Here is a 22,980-nt window from a genome sequence, read left to right as displayed (position 1 = left end):
GGGAGAGGTCCAGTCTGGCGGGGGAGGGAGACGGCCATGCAACTGGAACTGTACGGGGTACTGACCGAGGCCGCCGGAGCAACCCGGCTCGAGCTGCCGGCCCCGCCCGAGGGCACGGTGGCCGCGGCGCTCGATGCGGCCGCCGTGGCCTGCCCGGGGCTGGCCGAGCACCTGCCGCAGGTGGCCGTGGCCGTGGGCGATACCCTGGTCCCGCCGGATACGCGGGTGGACGACGACAGCGTCCTGGTTCTGCTGCCACCGGTCAGCGGTGGCTAGCCCTGGGGCTATTTGCGGAACAGCCACAGCAGCAGGGTCACCACCGCGCTGACCAGCAGCATGGTGGTGATGGGGAAGTAGAAGCGGAATCCATCGCGCTCGATGGCGATGTCCCCGGGCAGGCGACCCAGACCGAGCTTGTCGATCCAGGGCCAGGCGAGCCCGACCAGAACCAGCAGGATCCCGAGGACGATGAGCAGGCGAGGGATGTCCGACAACACGACCTCCCGTTGCGGACGCCCTTACTCGGCCGTCAGACGCCGGACCCCCGAGTCGCTGCCGAGCAGCAGCAAATCCGCCGGGCGCAGGGCGAAGATCCCGTTGGTCACCACGCCGGGGATATTGTTCAGGGTCTGCTCGAGCTTCATGGGCTCGGTGATCGACAGACCGTGAACGTCGAGGATCACGTTCCCGTTGTCGGTGGTGAACCCCTCGCGCAGCTCCGGCCGGCCGCCGAGCCGAACCAGCTCCCGGGCCACGGTGCTGCGCGCCATCGGGATCACCTCCACCGGAAGCGGGAAGGCACCGAGGACATCGACCATCTTGCCCTCATCGGCCACGCAGACGAACCGGTCCGAGGCCGAAGCAACGATCTTTTCGCGGGTCAGCGCCCCGCCACCGCCCTTGATCAGTTGCAGGAAGCGGTTGGCCTCGTCGGCCCCGTCGATGTAGACCGGCAAGCGGCCGGCACTGTTGAGGTCGGTCACGTCGATGCCGCGGTCACGCAGCCGCTGGGTGCTGGCCTCCGAGCTGGAGACCGCCCCGGCGATGCGATCGCGCATGTCTGCCAGGGCATCGATGAACAGATTGACCGTCGAGCCAGTCCCGACGCCGACATAGGCGTCTTCCTCGACGTACTCCAGCGCCGCCTCGGCGGCCAGACGCTTGCCCTGATCGCTCATCTCGACTCCTGATGCATTTTGATCCAAGTGGGTTCGGTACGACCGCCGCTAGCGGTATGCTGTAGGTGATATGGCTACCCATCATAACCAAGTCAAGCCCGACGCCGACAAACCGGCGCTGGAACAGGATCAGCGCGCCTACCTTGAGCGCATCCTGACCGCCTGTGTCTACGACGTCGCCGAGCAGACGCCGCTGGAGGCCGCGCCGATCCTCTCAGCGCGCATGGGCAACCACCTGCTGCTCAAGCGCGAGGATCTCCAGCCGGTCTTCTCCTTCAAGCTGCGCGGCGCCTACAACCGCATCATCCGCCTTTCCGAGGAGGCCCGCCAACGCGGAGTGATCTGCGCTTCGGCGGGCAACCACGCCCAGGGTGTTGCGCTCTCGGCGCGACGGCTCGGCATCGAGGCCACCATCGTCATGCCGCGGACCACACCGCAGATCAAGGTGGACGCGGTGCGCCGCTTCGGCGGCAACGTCGTGCTGCACGGCGACGGCTACGACGCCGCGTCGGGCAAGGCGCAAGAACTGATCGACAGCCACGGCCTGACCTACATCCCACCCTACGACCACCCGGACGTCATCGCCGGCCAGGGCACGGTGGGCATGGAGATCCTCCACCAGCACCCGCGCGACATCCATGCCGTGTTCATCCCGGTCGGTGGCGGCGGACTGGCCGCGGGCATCGCCGTCTACATCAGCCAGCTGCGCCCGGATATCCGCATCGTGGCCGTCGAGCCCGAGGATGCCCCGACCCTGGCCACCAGCCTCGAGCGCGACGAGCGCGTCCGCCTCGATCAGGTGGGGCTGTTCGCGGACGGCGTGGCGGTGCGCCAGATCGGCGAGCATACCTGGCCCATCCTGCGCCGCCACATCGACGAGGTGGTGCTGGTCAGTACCGATGAGATTTGCGCGTCGATCAAGGAGGTCTTCGAGGAGACCCGCTCCATTCTGGAGCCGGCCGGGGCACTCGGTGTGGCTGGCGCCAAGAAATACGCCAGCGCGCACGGCATCCGCAACGAAACCCTGGTGGCGATCAACAGCGGCGCCAACATGAACTTCTCGCGGCTGTCCCACGTAGCCGAGCGCGCCGAGCTGGGTGAGCACCGCGAGGCGGTGCTGGCGGTGACCATCCCCGAGCGCCCGGGCGCCTTCCGGCGCTTCTGCGAGACCATCGGCGAACGACCGATCACCGAGTTCAACTACCGCATGGCCGACCCGGACACCGCCCACGTCTACGCCGGAATCGCCCTGCAGGAGGGCGACCAGGAGCGCCACGCCCTGATCGACCGGCTGCGCGAACAGGGGTACCCCGTGCTCGACCTAACCCGGGACGAGATGGCGAAGGTCCACGTGCGCCACATGGTCGGCGGCCGTGGGCACGGTGTCGCCGACGAGGTGGTCTACCGCTTCGAGTTCCCGGAGCGCCCCGGTGCACTGATGCAGTTCCTGGCCAGCCTGGGGGGACGCTGGAACATCAGCCTATTCCACTACCGCAACAATGGCGCCGCTTACGGTCGGGTCCTCTGCGGGATCCAGGTGCCCGCCGACGCGCGCGAGGCCTTCCAGGAGTTCCTGCACGAACTCGACTACAGCTGCGTCGAGGAGACGGACAACCCGGCTTACAAGCTGTTCCTGAGCTGAGCCCGCGCACACGAGGAGATCCGTTATGCACGCACGCACCTGGCTGCCGCTCGGCATCACCCTGGCCGCCCTAACGGCGGGCGGCAGCAGCCACGCCCTCGGGCAACAGCCGCCGGAAAAGGATCCGCAGGCCGAGCCCCGGGGCAGCGCCGTCGTCTTCATGTATCACCGCTTCGGCGAGGACCGCTATCCGTCCACCAGCGTCCGGCTCGAGCAGTTCGAGGCACAGCTCGACTACCTTGAGGAGGAGGACTTCAACGTCTGGCCCGTCGAGTGGGTCATCGACGTGCTCCGCCACGGTGGCGAGCTCCCGGAACGGACGGTATCGATTACCGTCGATGACGCCTACGCCTCCGTGTACGAGGAGGCGTTCCCCCGCCTGAAGGAGCGCGACTGGCCAATGACGGTCTTCGTCGCCACCGACGACGTCGACTCGGGCCGCTCCGCCTATATGGACTGGGAGCAGATGCGCGAGATGCGCGACTCGGGCCTCGTCCGCTTCGCCAATCACTCCTCCAGCCACGACTACCTCGTCCGCCGGGATGACGAGGAGGACGACGAGGCGTGGCGGGCGCGCATGCGCGAGGACGTCGACAACGCCCAGCAGCGCCTGCAGGAGGAACTCGGCGAGGACGTGAACACCGACCCGAAGCTCTACGCCTACCCCTTCGGCGAGTACAACCCGGAACTGGCCGACCTGCTTCGTGACAAGGGGTACACCGCTTTCGGACAGCATTCCGGGGCCATCGGAACACTCAGCGACAAGCGTGCCCTGCCGCGCTTCGCGGTCAACGAACAGTTCGGCGACATGGAGGACTTCGAACTGCGTGCCAACAGCCTGCCGCTGCCCGTCGAGTCGATGGAACCCTTCGACCCGCTCCTCGACGCGGACAACAACCCGCCGCGCATGGAGATCCAGCTGGCCGAGGACCACGACGTCGGCGCCGGCCGCCTGAACTGCTTCGCCAGTGGCCAGGGGGCGATGGAGGTGGAATGGCTGGACGACGAGCAGACCCGCTTAGCCGTGCAGGCCGAGGAGCCCTTCGGCAAGGGTCGCGCCCGCTACAACTGCACCGCGCCGCACCGCGACGGCAGCGGGCGCTTCTTCTGGTTCAGCAAGCAGTGGCTCAACCCCTGACCCGGGGCGGCGGGGGCGATCACTCGCCGGCCGCCTCCGCCTCGTCCGGCCCCCCGGCTTCGGCCAGCTGCGTCGGCTCGTGCTCGACCTCGTCGAGACGCAGGCCGTTGATCCGTGCGAGTTCGTTGAAACGGATCATCGAGCGCACCTCTTCAACGTAGGCCTGGCCGCGTTCCGAGTAGGCCGTCAATCCGGCGCTCAGTGCCTCCCCGTCGAGCTCCCGCGCCTCATCCCGCATCTCGGCGCGCAGATCACGCAGATCGTCGTAGGCGTGCCCGACATTGAGGGTGAAGTAGTAGGAGCGCACGGAGCGCTGCAGGGACGGGAAAACCCGGATGCGGTGGCTCTCACCTTCGCCGCGACGCTCGGGGACCAGACCCTCCTCCTGCGTCCAGGTCCACTCGCCGAAGAGGTTGTTGGCCTGCCGGGTGAAGCGCGAGGTTCCCCAGCCGCTCTCGTTGGCGGCCTGGGCCAGAGCCATATCCGGCGGGATCTCGTCGAGCCGGTGGAGCAACACCTCAATGGCATCGTCGTCGTCGAGATCGACCCGGTAGTGCTCGGCCAGGGCCTCCAGGCGCTCGCCGGCGGCACCTTCGAGCTCGTCGCGACGGGCCCCGGCCTCGACCACGAACGCGCGGGCCTCGCGCAGACGGGCATTTTCTGCCAGTACGATGGGCGTCAGGATACGGAAGAAGACCTCCTTGCGGGTCTGCACGTCCACCTCGTCGAGGTCCTCGGGGAAGCTACCCGCAGTCACCGCCGGAACCACTTCGTCGGGAGGCCACTGCTCGCCGCCGTGCTCGCGCAGACGCTCAAGCAGAACCTCACTGCTGTCGGCTTCGATGAAGGTCAGCTCGGGGACCCGAAACGGCTCCGGATCCACGACCTCCGGCGGTGGCTGCCCGTCGACCCGCTCCTCAAACGACTGGTAACCCCAGTAAGCCACCGGCGCGGCGAAAAACACCGCCAGGATCGCGCTGATGACCACCCAGCGCCCCATGCGCCAGTCTCTGGTGCCGGATTCGTTCATGATCGCGTCGGCTCCCTTTTGTGGGCTGATGCCGGCGCTGCCATGGCGCCGGCCCGTGGAGAGGGGATCGGCCGCGTCGACGGGAAGATGAGCCCACCGACCGCGGACGCCGGCGACGCACCCGGGTTGGAAAGGCCCCGCTCAGTCGTCGGCCAGGCGGAGGATGGCCGTCCACTGCGCCTCGGTGACCGGGACAATGGACAGACGATTGCCCCGCCGGATCAACGGGAACCCCTCAAGCTCGGGGCAATCCCGCAGCTCCTGAAGGGTGACCCGGCGGGACAGGCGCTCGCGAAAGCGGACATCGACGCAGAACCAGCGGGGCGCCTCCGGGGTGCTTTTCGGGTCGTAGTGGGGGTCGTCAGGATCGAAAGCCGTAGGATCCGGGTAAGGGTCGCTGACCACCTCCATCAACCCGACCACCCCCGGCGGACGGGTGTTGGAGTGGTAGAAGAAGGCCACATCACCCGGACGCATGTGATCACGGATCATGTTGCGCACCTGGTAATTGCGCACCCCATCCCAACGATCAGTCCCCTGCGGGGCCGCAGCGAGATCCTCGATGCCGAACACGTCGGGCTCGGACTTCATCAACCAGCGGTTCATGCCGCCTCCTGCCGGATCGTGCGTACCGGCAGACTGACATAGCCACGCTCGGTGATCACCCCGTCCAGGGGCAGGTCCCAGGCTTCGCCGGGCAGTTCCGCCACCTGCTGCGTGCTGAACGCCAGGCCAACGATCCGCGGAGGGTGCCAGGGGTAGCGGCGCATTCGGGCGAAGGTGGCGTCGTAGAATCCGCCGCCCATACCGAGCCGCCGCCCGGCGGGATCAAAGGCAACCAGCGGAGCCAGCACCAGATCCAGCCCCCGCACCGGCACCTCGTCCGCCAGCGCGGGCGGCGGCTCGGGGACTCCGTACCGATTGGGGCGCAGCGGAGTGCCCGGGACCCAGCGCCGGAAGGCCATGCGGCGACCGTGCCGACGCAACGCCGGCAGGTAGACAGCCCTCCCGCGCTGGTGCAGTGCCGTGAGGATCGCCCCGGTAGGCGCCTCGCCGTCGGCGTCGAGGTATCCGGCTACGCGATGCAGGCCCCGGGTCACGACCAGCCTGAGCACCTCGTCGCGCAAGCGGAGTCCGGCACGACGACGGTCGCTGGCAGGGATCCGGCGACGGTGCTCGCGCAAGCGACGGCGGATGTCGCGCTTGGCAGCCAAGGCGGCACTCCTCGACACAAGGGGGAAGGAGGTATGCGCGGCAAGGGAAAAAGGACACCCCCCGCGGATGCCGTACAGGCCTGCCCTTGAACCCTTCGGTTCAGGTAGGGACGGGGGGAGCTGCCTTAGGCTTTCCGCTCGAAGCGGACATGCACACCGGTCAACCCACGCCCGGTCCCTTGGGCATTGCTCTGAGGCTCAAGATAACTCGGCCTGAGATCGAACACCGCAGGGGATGCCGTGACTCCATGATCACCCACGGCAGGGTTTCGTGCAAGCAATCTCAGGAGCCACCGTCGACAGCCTCCGAAATGCGCGCGTCCAGCCGGGCCAGGCGCTGGCGTACGTCTGCCAGCTGCTCGTTCTCGGCCTGGACGCTGAGCAGTTCGTAGGCGATGTTCAGCGCCGCCACCACGGCAACCCGATCCGTGCCGACCACATTGCCGCTCTTGCGGATCTCGCGCATCTTGCGATCCACATAGTCCGCGGACTGCAACAGCTCGTTTTTGGCGTCCTCGGGACACGCCACGGTGAAGTCCTGATCGAGGATGCGTACCTTGACCGCTTCGGTCATGCGCTACTGCTCCATCGCCTTGAGCCGGCTGATCATCGACTCGATCTGGGACCGGGCGAGTTCGTTCTTCTCCTGAAGCGCGGCCCGATCCGCCTGGAGCTGCTCCTGCGCCTGGCGAAGCAGGCGGTTTTCTTCGCGCAGGCGCTCGTGCTGGCGCAGCAGCTGCTCGATGCGCTGCTCCAGACGCACCAGCTCTTCGACCGAGTAATCAGACACTTGGAGTCACCTCCCCTGATCGCCGACTATAGTGCGCCGGTCGGGCACGGTCAATCGGCAGCGCCGCTGTTAGGATGGGACCATCCCGGTTCCACGACAGATGAGGGTGGACGAGCCATGGCTTCCGGACAACGTTATCAGGGGGTCGCCGAGGTCCTCGAGGCGGTCGGTACGCCGGTGGGTGCAGCCGAAGCCCACGGGATGCTGGCCGGTATGCTCAGCGGCACCGGCGAGGCCGGGCAGGCGCACTGGATCGCCGAGGTGCTGGCGGATACCGAACCGCGCGGCGAGTCGGCCCGCGCCTGCCTAGAGACCCTGACGCTGCTCTACGACGAAACCGCCACCGAACTCGCTGACGACGCCATGGGCTTTGCGCCGCTGCTGCCGCCCGAGGACGAGCCGCTGAACGAGCGGGTCCGCGCCCTGGCCGCCTGGAGCAGCGGGTTCCTGTTCGGGATTGGGCGCACCGAGCCCGGCCAGGACACCGAACTGCCCGCCGAGGTCCGCGAGTTCCTCAGCGACCTGGCCGAGATCGCCCGGGTTGCCGCCGAGCCAGCCGACGACGAGGATGATGAGGCGTCCTACACGGAGCTGCTCGAGTACATCCGCGTCGGCGTCCTGCTCTGCCGCGAGCACATGGGGCACCCGAGCATCGAGGCGCAGAACTCATGAGCGAGGCCATCGACTTCCGGCAGCTCGCCCGCGAGCAGCGGGAGACCCTGGCACGGCGCATGGGCGAGGCCGCGGTGGCGGTGATCCCGGCGGCACGGGAGCAGCCGCGCAATCGCGACGTGGATCATCCGTTCCGCCAGGACAGCGACTTCCGCTACCTCACCGCCTTCCCGGAGCCGGACGCCGTAGCGGTCATCGCCCCGGGCCGGCCCGAAGGCGAGTACATCCTGTTCGTCCGCGAGCGGGATCCCGACGCGGAGCGCTGGGCCGGGGCACGCACCGGTCCCGAGGCGGCCTGTGCGGCCTACGGCGCTGACCAGGCCTGGCCGCTGAGCGAGCTTGATCAACGCCTGCCCGATCTGCTCGTCGGCCGGGAGCGGCTCATCGGTCCGCTGGGGCGCGACGAACACTGGGATCGCAGGCTGCTGCAATGGCTGCAGGCCGGCCGCGAACGCGCCCGTGGCCTAAGCGTGGCGCCGAGCAGCATCGAACTGCTCGATCACAACATCCACGAGCAGCGCCTGATCAAGCGCCCGGCTGAACTGGAGGCCATGCGCCGGGCCGCCGGCATCTCGGTGGCCGCCCACCGGCGCGCCATGCAGGTGGTGCAGCCGGACATGCCCGAGTACACCCTGGCTGCCGAACTGCTCGGCATCTTCCATCGCCACGGCGGCGAGGCGGCCTACCCGAGCATTGTCGCTGGGGGCGCCAACGCCTGCGTGCTCCACTACATCACCCTGCGCGACCGGTTGCGCGAGGGCGATCTGGTGCTCATCGACGCCGGCGCCGAGGTGGACGGCTACGCCGCGGACATCACCCGCACCTTCCCGGTCAGCGGCTCCTTCAGCGCCGAACAGCGGGCCGTCTACGACGTGGTCCTCGCCGCCCAGGAGGCAGCTATCGAGCAGGTGCGCAGCGGCAACGACTTCGACGCCTTCCACCGCACCGCCACGCGCATCCTCACCCAGGGCATGGTGGATCTTGGCTGGCTTGAAGGCGAAGTCGACGGCCTGATCGAGCAGGGCGCCCACCGGCGCTTCTTCCCGCACCGCACCGGGCACTGGCTGGGACTGGACGTGCACGACGTCGGCAGCTATGCAGTAGAGGGAGCGTGGCGCGTCCTCCATCCCGGCATGGTGGTGACCGTCGAGCCGGGGCTCTATTGCCCACCGGGCAGCGAGGAGGTGGACCGTCGCTGGCACGGGATCGGCGTGCGTATCGAGGACGACGTGGTTGTCGAACGGGAGACTCCGCGCGTGCTCACCAGCGGCGTCCCGAAAACGCCCGAGGCCATCGAGGATCTGATGGGCGCCGTGCGCGGCGCGGGCTACGAGGAAAGTGGAGATTTCGACTGACGTTGGAGACCGAGCCCTACGACATCATCATCGCCGGCGGCGGCCTGGTCGGCGGCGCCCTGGCCTGCGGGCTGGCCCAGGCCGGGCTGCGCGTGGCGGTGATCGAGCCGGTCCCAGCGGATCATGGTGCACAGCCAAGTTTCGATGAACGCCATACGGCCCTCGCTCCCTCCAGCCGCTACATCCTCGACGCCTGGGGGCTGTGGCAACCAGTGCGGTCGGTGCTCACCCCGATCCGACACATCCACGTATCGGAGCAGGGCGGCTGGGGCTTCGTCCACTTCGACGCCGGGCAAGAGGGGGTGGATGCGCTTGGCTGGCTGCTCGCCAACCGGCAGATGGGCACCGTCCTCGGCGAGCGTCTGGAAACCGACGAGCGCATCACCCTGATCAGTCCCGCTCAGGTGCAGGCCGTGGAACAGGGCAGCGATCGCGTCCGGGTGACCTCGGCCGGGACCGACGGTGAGCAACGGCTCAGCGCGCGCCTGCTCGTCGCCGCGGACGGAGCCGATTCCCAGACCCGCAAGCTGGCCGGACTTTCGGTGCACAGCCGTGACTACCGCCAGAGCGCGGTGATCACCACCGTGACGCCGGCCCGACACCACCAGGGTTGGGCCTTCGAGCGCTTCACCCGAGCCGGCCCCCTGGCGCTGCTGCCCATCGCCGAGGGGCGCTGCGCCATCGTCTGGTCCGTGCCGCCGGAACGCGCCGAGGCCTACCGCGACGGCGACGATGCGCGGTTCCTGGCCGCCCTCCAACAGGCCTTCGGCTACCGCCTGGGCCCCTTCCGCAGCTGCGGTCACCGCCTCACCTACCCGCTGGTGGAACGCTACACCCCGACCCCGTATACCGGCCGGGTGCTGCTGCTTGGCAATGCGGCGCATACCCTGCACCCGGTCGCCGGACAGGGCCTCAACCTCGCTCTGCGCGACGCGGCGACGCTGGTCGAGCTCATCGGCGACAGCCGCGCCGGCGGCGGCGACCCCGGCGCCGAACCGCTGCTCCGGGCCTACGTCCGGCGACGCTCCGAGGATCTCCTGCGCACGCGGGCCTTTACCAACACCCTGGTGAGCGGCTTCGGGTCAGCCCACCCGCTGCTGCGGCTGGCGCGCAGTGCCGGACTAGCCGCCCTGCAGCGCTGCCCCCCCATGCGGCGCACCCTGCTGCGCACCGGCGCCGGGCGGGTCGGCCCGTTGCCGGTCGCCGCCTGCCGACCACCGGAGGCCACCGGGGAGGACCCGTCGTGAAGGAAGCGGACGTCATCATCCAGGGCGCCGGCGCGTCGGCGCTGGCGACCGCCGTCGGACTCGCTCGAGGCGGCCTGGCGGTCACCCTGCTGGATGCCGCAGAGGTTTGTGCGGCCCCGGCACCGGGGAGCGAGCCCCGGCACTCGGTGATCGACATCGTCTCCGAGCGGGTCCTGCGCCATCTCGGTGGCTGGCCCTTCATCACCCGGGACCGCACCTACCCGATCGAGGCGCTGGAACTGGAGGACTGCAACGCCGCGGCTCACCTGACCCTCAGCGCCTGTGAAGTCGGCGAGACGCGCCTCGGGCACGTGGTTGAGCGGGGCGTGATTGACCGCGCCCTGCGCGAGCTCTTCGACGCCCTACCGCAGACGCGCCGCCTGGCCACGGGCCCTGTCCGCGACATCGCCGCCGACCGGCAGCGGCTGACCATTCACCTCGAGGACGGGCAGGCGCTGACCGCCAGGCTGCTGGTGGCCGCCGACGGCGACAACTCCCCCCTGCGCCGGCTGGCGGGTATCCGCTGGCGCCGCGCCGGTTACGGCCAGGACGCCGTGATCGCCCGGATCCGCACCGAGCGCCCCCCGGGGCACACCGTCCGCCAGCGCTTCTGCGGCGACGAGCCGTTGACCCTGCTGCCCCTCGACGAGCACGAGTCAGCCCTGCTCTGGCCGGTACCCCGGACGCGCGCTCGGCGGCTTCTGGAGGCAGACAGCAGCTCGTTTCACCATCAGCTGGAGATCGCCAGCGGCGCCTTGCTCGGCGGCATCGAGGCGTCATCCGCCCGCCAGGCACAACGGCTGATCCGCGGGCGTGCGGAGCGCTACATCGGACCGCGACTGGCGCTGGTCGGCAATGCGGCCCACACGGTACACCCGCTGGCCGCGCAGGCAGTGAACCTCAGCCTGCTGGATGCCGCCACGCTGATCGAGTGCGTCCTGGAGGCCCACTCGGCCGGGCGCGATCCGGGCGGCATCGGCCCGCTGCGTCGCTACGAGCGGCGTCGCCGGGGCAGCAACGCGCGCATGCAGAACGGTCTGGACATCACCCAGTGGCTTTTCGGCGCGCAGGCAGCGCCGTTGCCCCTGCTGCGAGGCACGGGGCTACGCATCGCGGCCCGCTTGCCGCGCCTGCGACAGGCGCTGATGACCGGTCTGATGGGCCTCCACGGCGACCTCCCGGAGCTCGCCCGCGGACCTGGCGTATAACGAATTCCGGTCCAGGGTGACAAGACGCTTGCCAGCCAGAAACAAGAATCATTATCATCGATCGCTGTCATGGACCAAACACAGGGAGAACCCATGTCCCGTCGAATCCCCGTCGTGACCGCGCTGGTCGCAGGAGCCGTCTTGGTAACCGGGTGCGACACCGGTGACGATGAGCTGACCGTCTATTCGGCGCGCCAGGATCACCTGATCAGCCCCATTCTCGAGCGTTTCACCGAAGAGACCGGGATCTCCGTGCGCTTCGTCACCGATGACGCCGGCCCGCTGATGGAGCGGCTCAAGGCCGAGGGCGAGCGCACCCCAGCGGACGTGCTGCTCACCGTGGATGCCGGCAACCTGCACCAGGCCACCGAGAACGACCTGCTCGCCAGCCTCGACTCGGCGCAGCTGCGCGAGCGCATCCCTGAGCACCTGCGCGATCCGGAGGATCGCTGGTTCGGTCTGTCCGTGCGCGCACGCACCATCATGTACAGCCCCGAGCGGGTCGATCCCGAAGAACTCGACACCTACGCCGGCCTGGCCGACGACCAGTGGGAGGGACGGCTGTGCCTGCGGACCTCGCAGCAAGTCTACAACCAGTCTCTGGTGGCCATGATGCTTCACCACGAGGGCGAGGAGGAGACAGCCCGCATCGTCGAGGGCTGGGTCGACAACCTGGCCACCTCACCCTTCTCCAACGACACCTCGGTCCTCGAGGCCATCGAGGCCGGCCAGTGCGACGTGGGCATCACCAACACCTACTACCTCGGGCGCATCCTGCGCGATGACCCGGACTTCCCGGTCGAGGTCTTCTGGCCCGATCAGGATGGCCACGGCGTCCACGTCAACGTGTCCGGGGCCGGCGTAACCCGGCACGCCTCCAACCCCGAGAAGGCCCAAAAGCTGCTCGAGTGGCTGGCCAGCGATGACGCCCAGGAGCAGTTCGCCGCCATTAACCTTGAGTATCCCGCGGTGGAGGGCGTCGAACTCGATCCCATCGTCGCCGGGTGGGGCGAGTTCAAGCCCGATACCATCAACGTCAGCGAAGCCGGCCGGCTCCAGCGCCAGGCCACCATGCTGATGGATCGGGCCGGGTACCGGTAAGCGACGTGGTCTCGCTCACGAGCGCGGCGCGCAGCCCCAGGCTGCGCCGACTCTGGCAGCGCATCGGCCCCTGGCGTGTCTTCGCAGTCATCGCCGGGGGCCTGCTGTTCACGCCCATCCTGGTGACCCTGTTCTCGTGGCTGAACCCGGATCACGAGGTCTGGCGCCACCTGGCCGACACGCTGCTGCCCGAGATCCTGCGCAACACCGCCATCCTCATCTTTGGCGTCGGCAGCGCCGTAATGGTCCTGGGCGTGGGCCTGGCGTGGCTGACGGCGGTCTGCGAATTCCCCGGGCGCCGCTTCTTCGACTGGGCCCTGATGCTGCCGCTGGCGGTTCCGGCCTACGTGCTGGCCTTCGTATTCATCGGCTTCTTCGAGTACGCCGGCCCGCTGCAGACCGGACTGCGGGAGCTCATCGGCCCCGGTTTCGAACTACCCTCGGTGCGCTCGGCACCGGGGGTGGTGCTGGTCATGGCGCTGGTCTTCTATCCTTACGTCTACATGCTCACCCGGACGGCGTTCCTCGCCCAGGGCCGAGGCCCCCTGGAGGCCGCCCGCATCCAGGGGCTGTCACCGTGGGCGGCGTTCTTCCGGGTGGCCGTCCCCATGGCCCGGCCGGCCATCGCCGCGGGCACGGCCCTGGCCCTGATGGAGACGCTGGCCGATTTCGGCGCTGTAGCCATCTTCAACTTCGAGACGTTCACTACGGCCATCTACCGTGCCTGGTTCGGCTTCTTCAGCATCAACGCCGCCGCGCAGCTGGCGGCCATCCTGCTGCTGATCATCCTCGCCGGGCTGTGGGTCGAACGCCGGGCCCGCGGCCGGGCTCGCTTCTCCCAGGGCGGCACCCAGCACCTGGAGCGCATCCAGCTGCGGGGCTGGCGCCGCTGGGCGGCCACAGCGGCAGCCGGCACCGTTCTGGCGCTGGGCTTTGTCTTACCCATGATCCAGCTGCTGATCTGGGCCTCCCGGCGCCTCGAGGATCTGGACAGCACCTACTGGTCGCTGATCCAGAACACCCTCACCCTCGGCGCCAGCGCCGCAGTGCTCACCGTGCTGATCGCACTGCTGCTGGCCTATGCCCGCCGCGTGCAGCCGGACCGGCTGACCCAGCGCGCGGTCACCGCCGCGACCCTGGGCTACGCGCTACCCGGCGCAGTGCTGGCCGTCGGCATCATGCTGGCGCTGACCTGGCTCGATCACCTGGTAGCCAGCCTGGTCGGCCCCTGGGGCGGACTGGGCACCACCTTCCTTGCGGGAAGCATCTTCGCCCTGATCCTCGCCTACGTAGTGCGCTTCATGGCGGTCGCCTACGGCGCCGTGGACAGCAGCCTCGAGCGGGTCCGTCCGGTCTTGCGCGATGCGGCGCGAAGCCTGGGCGCCGGCGACCGCGAGGTGATCCGCCGGATCTACGTGCCCATGCTCGCCCCGGGGCTACTCACCGCACTGCTGCTCGTCGGCGTCGACGTGATGAAGGAGATGCCCGCCACCCTGCTGTTGCGACCCTTCGGCTGGGATACCCTGGCGGTGCGCATCTACGAGTTCACCACCGAGGGCGTGTGGGAGCGGGCGGCGGTGCCGGCGATTACCTTGGTCGGCGTCGGGCTGCTGCCGGTGATCCTGCTCGTACGGGGCACGATCCGCGGTCACTAGGGCCCGGCACCCGGCGCCTCAGGGCCCCTCGTTTGGGTTTATCGGACTTTGTGCGTATAGTATTTCGCCACCCTAGCGACCGATTCCAGAGATGCCGCAAAGAACTCCGCTCTACGATAGACACGTGGGCGCCGGCGCCCGCGTGGTCGATTTCGCCGGCTGGGAGATGCCGCTTCACTACGGCTCTCAGCTGGCCGAACACCAGGCCGTGCGCAGCGACGTCGGCCTGTTCGACGTCTCCCATATGGCCGTCACCGACCTCTCCGGCCCGGCTGCCCGTGGCCTGCTGCGCCAACAGCTGGCCAACGATGTCGCCAAGCTGGACGGGCGCCCCGGCCAAGCCCTCTATAGTTGCCTGCTCAACGAGCGCGGCGGTGTCGTCGACGACCTGATCGTCTACCTACGCGACGAGGAGACCTACCGCGTGGTCTCCAACGCCGCCACCCGCGAGAAGGTCCGCCCGCGGCTGCTCGAACAGGCGCAGCAGGCCGGCGTCACCGCCGAGGCCCGGGACGACCTGGCCATGGTCGCGGTCCAGGGGCCGCGGGCGACCTCCCTGCTCGAGCAGCTCTACGGCGATGAGGCTGCCGCAGCGCTGGCCTGTAAACCGTTCCAGGCGGCCACGGTGGGTGAGGTCTTTGCCGGGCGCACCGGTTACACCGGCGAGGACGGCTTCGAGCTGATCCTACCGGCCGACCAGGCCCCCGCTCTGTGGGATCGGCTGACTGAGGCCGGCGCCCAACCGTGCGGGCTCGGCGCCCGCGACAGCCTGCGCCTCGAGGCCGGACTCAACCTCAACGGCAACGAGATGGACGAGGAGACCACGCCGCTGGAGGCCGCGCTCGGGTGGACCGTGGCGTGGGCCCCGGAGGATCGCGACTTCGTCGGCCGTGCGGCACTCGAGGAGCAGCACCGCCAGGGCGTCGCCTGGCGCCTGATCGGCCTGGTGGTCGAGGGTCGCGCCCCGGCCCGCGCGGGCTACGTCGTGCGCACTGACGCTGGCGACGGGGTGATCACCAGCGGCGCCCATTCGCCGACCCTCGGCGGGCCCATCGCACTGGCCCGCATCCCCGCCGACGCCGAGGGCGATTTCCGCGTGGTCATCCGCAACCGCGAGGCCGCCGCGCGGCGTGTCAAACCGCCCTTCGTCCGCCATGGTAAGGTATGCGTCTAGCCCTTCCACGGCTTTCAGACGCGAATTCATCCCCGAATTGCGAGGAACGCATCCCATGAGTCAGGTACCTGAAGACCTCAAGTACACGCGCAACCACGAGTGGGTCCGCGTGGAAGCCGATGGCAGCGTGACGGTGGGGATCACCGAGCACGCCCAGGAGTCGCTGGGCGACCTGGTCTTCGTCGAACCGCCGGAGGCCGGAAGCCAGGTCCAGGCCGAAGAGGCGTGCGCGGTGGTCGAGTCGGTCAAGGCCGCCTCCGACGTCTACGCCCCGATCAGTGGCGAGGTCACCCAGGGCAACGAGGCCCTGGCCGACAACCCCGAGGCCGTGAACACCGACCCTTACGGCGATGGGTGGATCATGCGCATCCAGCCCGCCGACACTAGTGAGATCGACGGTCTTCTGGATGCCGCCGCCTATCAGGAGCTGGTGGCCGACGAGGGTTGAAACCCGTCCGCTAACACGGGACCCGAACGATGCCGTTTGTACCGCATACCGAGCAGGAGATCCGCGAGATGCTCGACGCCATCGGCGTCGAGCGGATCGAGGATCTCTTCGACGAAATCCCCGAATCGCTGCGTAAGGCGTCCATCGATGCCATCCCCGCCGGGATGAACGAGATGGAGGTGACGCAGCTTATGCGTCGCCGGGCCGCGCAGGACGTGCAGCCGGCCTGCTTCGTGGGCGCCGGCGCCTACGATCACCACGTTCCGGCGGCCGTCTGGGAGATCACCACCCGCGGTGAGTTCTACAGCGCTTACACGCCGTATCAGGCCGAGGCGTCGCAGGGCACCCTGCAGCTGCTCTACGAGTTCCAGACCATGATGTCGGAGCTCACCGGGCTGTACGCCTCCAACGCCTCGCTCTACGACGGCGCCACCGCGCTGGCCGAGGCGGTGCTCATGGCCGTGCGGGCCAACCGCAAGGCCAAGAGCAAGCGGGTACTGATGCCGCGCAGCGTGCATCCGTACTACCGGCGCGTGGTCGAGACCATTGTCGCCAACCAGGGCATCGAGCTGGTTGAGGCGCCCCTGGACGACACCGTCGGGCGCATCGATCCCGAGGCACTCGGCCGCTTCGAGGACGAACCCTTCGCCGCGGTGGTGGTCCCGCAGCCGAACTTCTTCGGCGCCCTCGAGGAGGTGGACCGCCTGACCGACTGGGCCCACGGTCTGAACGCCTTGGTCATTGCCGTGTGTAACCCGGTCGCTCTGGCGCTTTTGACCCCACCCGGCGAGTGGGGCAGCGAAGGCGCCGACATCGCCTGTGGCGAGGGGCAGCCGCTGGGCATCCCGCTGGCCTCCGGCGGCCCATACTTCGGCTACATGACCACGCGCAAGCAGCACGTGCGTCAACTGCCCGGCCGGATCGTCGGGCGAACGGTCGACGCCGACGGGCGAACCGGCTATACCTTGACATTGCAGGCCCGGGAGCAGCACATCCGCCGCTCCAAGGCGACGTCCAACATCTGCACCAACCAGGGGCTGATGGTCACCGCGGCCACCGTGCACCTGTCCCTGCTCGGTGCCGAGGGGCTCGCCCGCGTGGCGGCGGTCAGCCACGAGCGCACACGGGAGCTGGTACAGAAGCTGACAGCCATCGATGGAGTCGAGCGGCTCTTCGACGGCCCCTTCTTCCACGAGGTCCCGCTGCGGATCCCCGCGCCTGCCGAGGAGGTCCTGCCGACGCTCGCCCACCGCGGCGTACTCGGTGGCTACGACCTCAGTCAGGAATTCCCGGAGTGGGGTCCGGCGCTGCTCGTCTGCGCCACCGAGACCCGCACCTCCGAGGAGATCGACCGGTTCGCTGCGGCGCTGGCCGATGCCCTGCGCAACACCGGGCAGCGCGCCCGCGCCTGAGCCCCACAACCGCGCATCGTCGCGGAGGAGGTATCGCGCCATGGCCACCGTCACCCTCAAGGGCACCCCGTTCCGTACCTGCGGCGAGCTGCCGGGCACCGGCTCGGCAGCCCCGGATTTCCGGCTGGTTGACAGCGAGCTGCAGGATCACCGACTGGGCGACTTCGCCGGTCGGCGGCTGGTGCTCAACATCGTGCCGAGTCTCGACACCCCGGTGTGCAGCGCCTCGGCCAAGCGTTTCGATGAGCTGGCCCGCAGCCATGCGGAGGTCACCTTCGCCACCGTCTCCGCCGATCTGCCCTTTGCCCAGCAGCGCTTCTGTAGCGCGGAGGGCGTCGGCAACGTGGTGATGCTCTCGGCCATGCGCGATTCGGCCTTCGCCCGCGACTACGGCGTGCGCATCGAGGAGGGCCCCATGGAGGGCCTGTGCGCCCGGGCCGTGGTGATCATCGATGACGGCGGGCAGGTGGTGTACACGCAGCTCGTCCCCGAGATCGCCGAGGAACCCGACTACGACGACGTGCAGCGCGCCCTGTGATTATGACTGAGGAGTCCGAAGCTGTGCTCATCTATGACATCAGCCGTGAGGGCCGGCGTGCCTACGCCCAGGCCCCCAAGGAGGCGCCGGGGGCTGACAGCCTCCCGCGCCGTTTCCGCCGCCAGCGCCAGCCTCAACTGCCGCAGGTCTCGGAGCTGGAGACGGTGCGTCACTACACCCGGCTGTCGCAGAAGAATTTCTCCATCGACACCCATTTTTACCCGCTGGGCTCCTGCACCATGAAGTACAACCCGCGGGGTGCCAACAACCTCGCGATGCTGCCCCAGTTCCTCGAGCGCCATCCGCTGGCGCCCGACGAGACGGGGCAGGGCTTCCTGGCCTGCATCCACGAGCTCCAGCAGGATCTGGCCGTCGTCACCGGCATGCAGGATGTCACGCTGTCGGTGATGGCCGGCGCCCAGGGCGAGTTCGCCGGTGTGGCCATGATCCGCGCCTACCACGACGCACGCGGCGACGACGGGCGCACCGAGATCCTGGTGCCCGATGCGGCCCACGGCACCAATCCGGCCACTGCCACCATGTGCGGCTACAAGGTGCGCGAGATCCCCACCGGTGCCGACGGGGACGTCGACATGGAGGCGTTCAAGGCGGCCGTCGGACCGCAGACCGCCGGGATCATGCTCACCAACCCGTCGACCGTGGGGGTCTTCGAGCGGCGCATCGAGGAGATCGCCACCACCGTCCACGAGGCCGGCGGCCTGCTCTACTACGACGGCGCCAACCTCAACGCCATCCTCGGCAAGGCGCGGCCCGGGGACATGGGCTTCGACGTCATCCACATGAACCTGCACAAGACGTTCTCCACGCCCCACGGCGGCGGGGGACCGGGTGCCGGTGCGGTGGGCGTCAGCGAGCGCCTGCTACCCTACCTACCCATCCCCCGGGTCACCCGGGAGGGCGATCACTACCGCTGGCTCACCGAGACGGACTGCCCGAGTTCCATCGGCCGGCTGTGCACCTTCAACGGCAACTCCGGGGTGCTGCTGCGCGCGTACGCCTACATGCGCATGCTCGGCCGCGAGGGCATGCCCCGGGTGGCCGAGTACTCGACGCTCAACGCCAACTACCTGATGACCCGGCTGCGCGAGGCCGGCTTCACCGTGGCCTACCCGGAGCGCCGGGCCAGCCACGAGTTCATCGTCAGCCTCAAGCACGAGGCCAAGGAGCTCGGCGCCAACGTCATGGACTTCGCCAAGCGCCTGCTCGATCTCGGCTACCATGCGCCGACCACCTACTTCCCCCTGTTGGTGCCCGAGGCGTTGCTCATCGAGCCGACCGAGACCGAGTCCAAGCGCGAGCTCGACGGCTTCGTCGACGCCATGGTGCGCATCCGCGAGGAGGCGCGCGAGAACATCGACATGGTCAAGGGCGCTCCGTACCGCCTGCCCGTGCGCCGGCTCGACGACGTCAAGGCCGCGCGTGAGCTCGATCTGCGCTGGGAAGGCTAACGAACACCCACGACAAGGAGGATTCAATGTCCGCCATTATCAGCGGCTCTGTCGCTTTCGACACCATCATGGTGTTCCACGACCGCTTCCGGAACCACATCCTGCCGGAGCAGGTCCACATCCTGAACGTCTCGTTCCTGGTGCCGCAGCTGCGCCGCGAATACGGCGGCTGCGCCGGCAACATCGCCTACAACCTGAAGATGCTCGGTGAGGAGCCGCTCACCCTGGCCACCGTCGGCGCCGACATCGGCAGCTACGCCGACTGGATGACAAGCCACGGCATCGAGCAGCGCTATATCAGCACGCTCAACGAGCACTACACTGCCCAGGCCTACATCACCACCGACATGGACGACAACCAGATCACGGCGTTCCACCCGGGCGCCATGGGCGACGCCCACAAGGTTGACGTCCCCACCGACGCCGGCGGCAAGGTCGGGGTGGTCGCCCCCAACGGCCCGGAGGGCATGGTCAAGCACGCCCGGCAGTTCGTCGACGCCGGTATCCCGTTCATCTTCGACCCGGGCCAGGCCATGCCGGCGTTCGACGGTGATCAGCTGCGTGAGTTCGTCGAGGGCGCCACCTGGGTGGCGGTCAACGACTACGAGTCGCGCCTGCTCACCGAGAAGACCCACATGGAGCTCGAGGACATCGCGAACAAGGTCGAGGCGCTGATCGTGACCCGCGGCGCCGAGGGCTCCCACATCTACACCAACGGCCAGATCATCCACGTGCCGGCGGCACCGATCAGCCAGGTCGCCGACCCCACGGGTTGCGGCGACGCCTTCCGGGCCGGGCTGCTCTTCGGCCTGCTGCGCGATCTGGACTGGGAGACCACCGGCCGTATCGCCTCGCTGATGGGCGCGATCAAGGTCGAGCAGAGCGGTACGCAGAACCACTCCATCGACGCCGATAGCTTCAAGAGCCGCTACGAGTCGGCCTTCGGCACCCGCCTCGACGTGGCCATCGGCCGCTGAGGCGACCCCTTTCGACGGTATCTGATGGCCCCCGCCAGGCGGCGGGGGCCATCGGTCAACGGTTGCCGGAGCCGTCCCGTGCCCAGCAGCGGACGCTACAGCATTGATCCCGCCACAGGGCTCCTGCACCCGGCCCGCCACTGCCCTTCACCGAATCACGGCCCCCGCCCGCCTGGCTGCGTCGTCGACCTGCTAGTCCTCCACGCCATCAGCCTGCCCCCCGGGGAGTTCGGCGGCGGCTGGATCGACGAGCTGTTCACCAACCAGCTCGACCCGGCGGCTCACCCCACCTTTGAGTCGATCGCCGATCTGCGCGTCTCTGCCCACCTGCTCATCGACCGCCAAGGCAATGTCACGCAGTACGTACCGTTCCACCGCCGCGCGTGGCACGCCGGCTGCTCGTCGTTCCGGGGACGCCCCGAGTGCAACGACTTCTCGGTGGGGATCGAGCTCGAGGGCGACGAGCGCACTCCGTTCACGGAGGCTCAGTACGTGACGCTGCTCCCGGTGGTACAGACGCTGCGGGCCCGCTACCCGGCGATCAAGCCGGATCGCATCGCCGGCCACAGCGATATCGCCCCGGGACGCAAGACGGACCCGGGGCCGGCCTTCGACTGGCAGCGACTGCTCAAGGCGCTCTGAGCCGCCGCTCAGGCGTGCTCGGGACACTTGAGGCTATGCACCGCCTCGCTGCCGTCATCGATCCGCACGGCCGTCAGCGTATTGCCCCACTGGCAGCCCGTGTCGATGCTCAGCACCCCGTGGTCATTGTGGAAGCCAAGCAGCGACCAATGCCCGGTCACCAGCTTCACCGGATCCGGCGAGGCGCGCAGCCGCCTCCGGGCGACAAACCATGGGTAGTGCCCCTCTGGGGCACGGTCGGGTCGACCCTTCTCGCGCAGCAGCAGCCGACCCTGACCGTCGACGAAGCGCATGCGCATGAAGGCGTTGGTGATGAAGCGCAGCCGGTCGTAGCCCTCGAGCTCGTCGGACCACTCGATGGGCCGGTTGCCGTAGATGTTGTCCATCAGGTCGTCGAGGGGGATGTCGCCGCGCAGGGCCCGCTCCAGCTCGTGGGCGCGCAGCTTCGCCTCGGCCACGCTCCAGGCCGGCGGCAGGCCGGCGTGGGCCATGGCGTAGCCCAGGCTCTCGTCGACGTGCATCAGCGGCCGGCGCCGCAGCCACTCGATCAGCTCATCGACGTCCGGGGCATCCAAGGTGCCGCGCAGGGTATCGGCGTTCTTCAGCCGGCCGTGGCCACTCCAGACCGACATCAGGTGGATGTCGTGGTTGCCGAGGACGGTGATCGCCCGATCGCCGAGCTCGTTGCGCACCAAGCGCAGCACACCGAGCGAGTCCGGGCCACGGTTGACCAGATCGCCCACGAACCAGATCGTGTCCTGCGCCGGATCGAAGCGGATCTGCTCCAGTAGTCGCTTGAGCGGGTCGCAGCATCCCTGGATGTCACCGATCGCGTACGTGGCCAATGGCAGCCTCCTTCCTCTGCATGACGCCTACGGGATCTCGGCGGGTCAGGGTCTCACGTCCCGGCGGCGGCCTGCAGCTTTTTCTCCAGGGCCTCGAGCAGGGCCCGGTGGGCCTGGACGAAGGCATCGATTCCCTCGCGCTCAAGTTCGGCGAGGACACCGTCGAGGTCGATGCCCTGCGCCCGCAGCTCGTCGAGCACCGCGGGCGCCTGCTCGAGCCGCTCGGTGATCCGCTCCTGCGGCTGGCCGTCCCGGCGGTATGCCTCGTAGGTGGCCGGCGGCAAGGTGGTGACGGTCTCCGGGCCGGCAAGCGCCTCGACATAGTAGGTCTCCGGGTAGCGCTCGCCCTTGACCCCGGTGCTAGCCCAGAGCAGCCGCTGGGGCCGCGCTCCGGCCTCGGCCAGGGCGGCGAAGCCGGCGCCGTGGAAGATCTCCCGATAGACCGAGTAGGCGGTCCGCGCGTTGGCGATGGCCGCCTGCCCGGGCGGCACGGGCGGCACGGGCGCCGACGCATCGTCCGACAACAGCGGATCGATCTTGGCGTCGAGGCGGCTGATGAACAGGCTCGCCACCGACGCCGGCGCGGAGACCGGATCCCCGGCCTGACGGCGCCGCTCAAGGGCGCGCACGTACGCATCGGCCACCTGCCGGTAGCGCTCGACCCCGAAGATCAGGGTCACGTTCACCGGTATGCCCCGGACCGTCAGCTCCTCGAAGGCCTCCACGCCGGCCGAGGTGGCGGGGACTTTGATCATGACGTTGGGCTCGCCGGCCTCGGCGGAGAGGCGCAGAGCCTCCGTGACTGTGCCGCGCGCATCCCCGGCCAGATCCGGTGACACCTCCATACTGACGTAGCCGTCGACGCCGTCGCTGGCCTCATAAACCCGACGCAGGACCCGCGCCGCGGCGCGGATGTCGTCCATGGCCAGCGCCTCGAAGACCGCTTCCGGGTCACGGCCGACCTGCCCGATCGCCTCGGTGATGGCCTGGTCGTAGGCGTCGGTGCCACCGATCGCCTTCTGGAAGATGGCCGGATTGGTGGTCACGCCGCTCAGCCCGTCCTCCCGGACCAGGCGCTCCAGCTCCTCCGGCAGCATGCCGCGATGGATGTTGTCGTACCAGACGCTCTGCCCGACGCCGGCCAGCCCTCGAAGCGGATTGTCCGTCATGACCCCTCTCAATGCCTTAGTTTATCTGATGGTTGGATCAGTATAACGAGGGGGTCCGGGGACGGAAACCGCGGAA

At 68.8% G+C, this 22,980-nt stretch carries 25 protein-coding genes and 1 other RNA gene; 16 read left to right on the top strand and 10 right to left on the bottom strand.

What is annotated here, in order from left to right:
* Positions 1-36: 36 nt before the first annotated feature.
* Positions 37-276: a MoaD/ThiS family protein gene (locus LRG07_RS10120; RefSeq protein WP_201170102.1), complete on the top strand. Its 240-nt coding sequence runs from the start codon at positions 37-39 to the stop codon at positions 274-276.
* An 8-nt stretch (positions 277-284) separates the two neighbouring features.
* Here LRG07_RS10120 and LRG07_RS10115 read toward each other — a convergent pair whose 3' ends face one another.
* Positions 285-494 carry a DUF2905 domain-containing protein gene (locus LRG07_RS10115; protein WP_201170103.1) on the bottom strand — a complete coding sequence of 70 codons (210 nt, stop codon included), beginning with the start codon at positions 492-494 and terminating at the stop codon, positions 285-287.
* 24 nt (positions 495-518) lie between these two features.
* On the bottom strand, positions 519-1,178 hold the full coding sequence (rpiA, locus tag LRG07_RS10110; protein WP_201242154.1) for a ribose-5-phosphate isomerase RpiA: 660 nt from the start codon (positions 1,176-1,178) through the stop codon (positions 519-521).
* A gap of 70 nt (positions 1,179-1,248) precedes the next feature.
* Here rpiA and ilvA point away from each other — a divergent pair, with 70 nt between their 5' ends.
* Together ilvA and LRG07_RS10100 are read left to right on the top strand one after the other, a co-directional pair.
* On the top strand, positions 1,249-2,820 hold the full coding sequence (gene ilvA / locus LRG07_RS10105; RefSeq protein WP_238634667.1) for a threonine ammonia-lyase, biosynthetic: 1,572 nt from the start codon (positions 1,249-1,251) through the stop codon (positions 2,818-2,820).
* A 25-nt stretch (positions 2,821-2,845) separates the two neighbouring features.
* A complete protein-coding gene (locus tag LRG07_RS10100; RefSeq protein WP_238636557.1) occupies positions 2,846-3,958 on the top strand; it encodes a polysaccharide deacetylase family protein in 1,113 nt (370 codons plus the stop codon).
* A 19-nt stretch (positions 3,959-3,977) separates the two neighbouring features.
* Here the strand turns inward: LRG07_RS10100 and LRG07_RS10095 are convergent, their stop codons facing one another.
* From LRG07_RS10095 to LRG07_RS10070, 6 genes are all read right to left on the bottom strand, one after another.
* Positions 3,978-4,988 (bottom strand): glucosaminidase domain-containing protein, encoded by a 1,011-nt coding sequence (locus tag LRG07_RS10095; protein WP_201170107.1) that lies wholly within the window; start codon positions 4,986-4,988, stop codon positions 3,978-3,980.
* Positions 4,989-5,129: 141 nt separating this feature from the next.
* Positions 5,130-5,594 carry an EVE domain-containing protein gene (locus LRG07_RS10090; RefSeq protein WP_201170111.1) on the bottom strand — a complete coding sequence of 155 codons (465 nt, stop codon included), beginning with the start codon at positions 5,592-5,594 and terminating at the stop codon, positions 5,130-5,132.
* Positions 5,591-6,202, bottom strand: coding sequence for a 5-formyltetrahydrofolate cyclo-ligase (locus tag LRG07_RS10085; RefSeq protein ID WP_201170114.1), 612 nt, complete (start codon positions 6,200-6,202; stop codon positions 5,591-5,593). Before LRG07_RS10085 ends, LRG07_RS10090 begins: the two co-directional genes overlap by 4 nt.
* 54 nt (positions 6,203-6,256) lie before the next feature.
* Positions 6,257-6,440: non-coding RNA, 6S RNA (gene ssrS / locus LRG07_RS10080), on the bottom strand.
* A 45-nt stretch (positions 6,441-6,485) separates the two neighbouring features.
* Complete coding sequence (locus LRG07_RS10075) at positions 6,486-6,776, bottom strand: cell division protein ZapA (RefSeq protein WP_201170116.1); 291 nt, start codon at positions 6,774-6,776, stop codon at positions 6,486-6,488.
* A 3-nt stretch (positions 6,777-6,779) separates the two neighbouring features.
* Positions 6,780-6,992, bottom strand: a complete 213-nt coding sequence (locus LRG07_RS10070; RefSeq protein ID WP_201170117.1) for a TIGR02449 family protein — start codon at positions 6,990-6,992, stop codon at positions 6,780-6,782.
* Between the two features lie 117 nt (positions 6,993-7,109).
* Here LRG07_RS10070 and LRG07_RS10065 point away from each other — a divergent pair, with 117 nt between their 5' ends.
* The 13 genes from LRG07_RS10065 (at position 7,110) to ampD (ending at position 20,890) form a co-directional block, all read left to right on the top strand.
* A complete protein-coding gene (locus LRG07_RS10065; protein WP_238633639.1) occupies positions 7,110-7,664 on the top strand; it encodes a UPF0149 family protein in 555 nt (184 codons plus the stop codon).
* Positions 7,661-9,019 carry an aminopeptidase P N-terminal domain-containing protein gene (locus tag LRG07_RS10060; protein WP_201170119.1) on the top strand — a complete coding sequence of 453 codons (1,359 nt, stop codon included), beginning with the start codon at positions 7,661-7,663 and terminating at the stop codon, positions 9,017-9,019. Before LRG07_RS10065 ends, LRG07_RS10060 begins: the two co-directional genes overlap by 4 nt.
* Before the next feature lie 2 nt (positions 9,020-9,021).
* Positions 9,022-10,266: a 2-octaprenyl-6-methoxyphenyl hydroxylase gene (gene ubiH, locus LRG07_RS10055; protein ID WP_201170120.1), complete on the top strand. Its 1,245-nt coding sequence runs from the start codon at positions 9,022-9,024 to the stop codon at positions 10,264-10,266.
* Positions 10,263-11,474, top strand: coding sequence for an FAD-dependent monooxygenase (locus LRG07_RS10050; RefSeq protein ID WP_238642273.1), 1,212 nt, complete (start codon positions 10,263-10,265; stop codon positions 11,472-11,474). Before ubiH ends, LRG07_RS10050 begins: the two co-directional genes overlap by 4 nt.
* A gap of 93 nt (positions 11,475-11,567) precedes the next feature.
* Positions 11,568-12,575 carry a Fe(3+) ABC transporter substrate-binding protein gene (locus tag LRG07_RS10045; RefSeq protein WP_201170124.1) on the top strand — a complete coding sequence of 336 codons (1,008 nt, stop codon included), beginning with the start codon at positions 11,568-11,570 and terminating at the stop codon, positions 12,573-12,575.
* A gap of 5 nt (positions 12,576-12,580) precedes the next feature.
* Positions 12,581-14,230, top strand: coding sequence for an iron ABC transporter permease (locus LRG07_RS10040; protein ID WP_238642272.1), 1,650 nt, complete (start codon positions 12,581-12,583; stop codon positions 14,228-14,230).
* A gap of 91 nt (positions 14,231-14,321) precedes the next feature.
* Positions 14,322-15,404, top strand: coding sequence for a glycine cleavage system aminomethyltransferase GcvT (gene gcvT, locus LRG07_RS10035; protein ID WP_238633644.1), 1,083 nt, complete (start codon positions 14,322-14,324; stop codon positions 15,402-15,404).
* A gap of 55 nt (positions 15,405-15,459) precedes the next feature.
* Positions 15,460-15,852 (top strand): glycine cleavage system protein GcvH, encoded by a 393-nt coding sequence (gcvH, locus tag LRG07_RS10030; RefSeq protein WP_201170128.1) that lies wholly within the window; start codon positions 15,460-15,462, stop codon positions 15,850-15,852.
* 29 nt (positions 15,853-15,881) lie between these two features.
* Entirely contained in the window at positions 15,882-17,264 is a 1,383-nt protein-coding gene (gene gcvPA / locus LRG07_RS10025) for an aminomethyl-transferring glycine dehydrogenase subunit GcvPA (RefSeq protein WP_201170129.1), read from the top strand.
* A 40-nt stretch (positions 17,265-17,304) separates the two neighbouring features.
* The gene (gene tpx, locus LRG07_RS10020) at positions 17,305-17,802 is read left to right on the top strand and encodes a thiol peroxidase (protein ID WP_201170130.1); all 498 of its coding nucleotides are present in this window, start codon (positions 17,305-17,307) and stop codon (positions 17,800-17,802) included.
* Positions 17,803-17,804: 2 nt separating this feature from the next.
* Complete coding sequence (gene gcvPB / locus LRG07_RS10015) at positions 17,805-19,271, top strand: aminomethyl-transferring glycine dehydrogenase subunit GcvPB (RefSeq protein WP_201170131.1); 1,467 nt, start codon at positions 17,805-17,807, stop codon at positions 19,269-19,271.
* Positions 19,272-19,297: 26 nt separating this feature from the next.
* A complete protein-coding gene (locus LRG07_RS10010) occupies positions 19,298-20,248 on the top strand; it encodes a carbohydrate kinase family protein (RefSeq protein WP_201170132.1) in 951 nt (316 codons plus the stop codon).
* Between the two features lie 78 nt (positions 20,249-20,326).
* A complete protein-coding gene (gene ampD / locus LRG07_RS10005; protein ID WP_238642271.1) occupies positions 20,327-20,890 on the top strand; it encodes a 1,6-anhydro-N-acetylmuramyl-L-alanine amidase AmpD in 564 nt (187 codons plus the stop codon).
* A gap of 8 nt (positions 20,891-20,898) precedes the next feature.
* On the opposite strand, the gene LRG07_RS10000 is transcribed toward ampD, so the two are convergent.
* Together LRG07_RS10000 and tal are read right to left on the bottom strand one after the other, a co-directional pair.
* On the bottom strand, positions 20,899-21,735 hold the full coding sequence (locus tag LRG07_RS10000) for a symmetrical bis(5'-nucleosyl)-tetraphosphatase (protein ID WP_201170136.1): 837 nt from the start codon (positions 21,733-21,735) through the stop codon (positions 20,899-20,901).
* A 53-nt stretch (positions 21,736-21,788) separates the two neighbouring features.
* Positions 21,789-22,904, bottom strand: a complete 1,116-nt coding sequence (gene tal / locus LRG07_RS09995) for a transaldolase (RefSeq protein ID WP_238642270.1) — start codon at positions 22,902-22,904, stop codon at positions 21,789-21,791.
* Positions 22,905-22,980: the final 76 nt, after the last annotated feature.

Source organism: Halorhodospira sp. 9622, from assembly GCF_022228025.1.
Classification (GTDB): Bacteria; Pseudomonadota; Gammaproteobacteria; order Nitrococcales; family Halorhodospiraceae; genus Halorhodospira; species Halorhodospira halophila_A.
Note: the sequence above shows the minus strand (reverse complement) of the source record. Positions and strands in the feature narration are given on the sequence as shown.

Excerpts from the sequence above, each read along its gene's own strand:
- rpiA (WP_201242154.1), bottom strand. The coding sequence starts at position 1,178 with ATGAGCGATCAGGGCAAGCGTCTGGCCGCCGAGGCGGCGCTGGAGTAC.
- gcvPB (WP_201170131.1), top strand. The coding sequence starts at position 17,805 with ATGACTGAGGAGTCCGAAGCTGTGCTCATCTATGACATCAGCCGTGAG.
- LRG07_RS10075 (WP_201170116.1), bottom strand. The coding sequence starts at position 6,776 with ATGACCGAAGCGGTCAAGGTACGCATCCTCGATCAGGACTTCACCGTG.
- tal (WP_238642270.1), bottom strand. The coding sequence starts at position 22,904 with ATGACGGACAATCCGCTTCGAGGGCTGGCCGGCGTCGGGCAGAGCGTC.
- LRG07_RS10120 (WP_201170102.1), top strand. The coding sequence starts at position 37 with ATGCAACTGGAACTGTACGGGGTACTGACCGAGGCCGCCGGAGCAACC.
- LRG07_RS10090 (WP_201170111.1), bottom strand. The coding sequence starts at position 5,594 with ATGAACCGCTGGTTGATGAAGTCCGAGCCCGACGTGTTCGGCATCGAG.
- tpx (WP_201170130.1), top strand. The coding sequence starts at position 17,305 with ATGGCCACCGTCACCCTCAAGGGCACCCCGTTCCGTACCTGCGGCGAG.
- LRG07_RS10060 (WP_201170119.1), top strand. The coding sequence starts at position 7,661 with ATGAGCGAGGCCATCGACTTCCGGCAGCTCGCCCGCGAGCAGCGGGAG.
- LRG07_RS10100 (WP_238636557.1), top strand. The coding sequence starts at position 2,846 with ATGCACGCACGCACCTGGCTGCCGCTCGGCATCACCCTGGCCGCCCTA.
- ilvA (WP_238634667.1), top strand. The coding sequence starts at position 1,249 with ATGGCTACCCATCATAACCAAGTCAAGCCCGACGCCGACAAACCGGCG.
- gcvH (WP_201170128.1), top strand. The coding sequence starts at position 15,460 with ATGAGTCAGGTACCTGAAGACCTCAAGTACACGCGCAACCACGAGTGG.
- LRG07_RS10045 (WP_201170124.1), top strand. The coding sequence starts at position 11,568 with ATGTCCCGTCGAATCCCCGTCGTGACCGCGCTGGTCGCAGGAGCCGTC.
- LRG07_RS10065 (WP_238633639.1), top strand. The coding sequence starts at position 7,110 with ATGGCTTCCGGACAACGTTATCAGGGGGTCGCCGAGGTCCTCGAGGCG.
- LRG07_RS10095 (WP_201170107.1), bottom strand. The coding sequence starts at position 4,988 with ATGAACGAATCCGGCACCAGAGACTGGCGCATGGGGCGCTGGGTGGTC.
- gcvT (WP_238633644.1), top strand. The coding sequence starts at position 14,322 with ATGCCGCAAAGAACTCCGCTCTACGATAGACACGTGGGCGCCGGCGCC.
- gcvPA (WP_201170129.1), top strand. The coding sequence starts at position 15,882 with ATGCCGTTTGTACCGCATACCGAGCAGGAGATCCGCGAGATGCTCGAC.
- LRG07_RS10010 (WP_201170132.1), top strand. The coding sequence starts at position 19,298 with ATGTCCGCCATTATCAGCGGCTCTGTCGCTTTCGACACCATCATGGTG.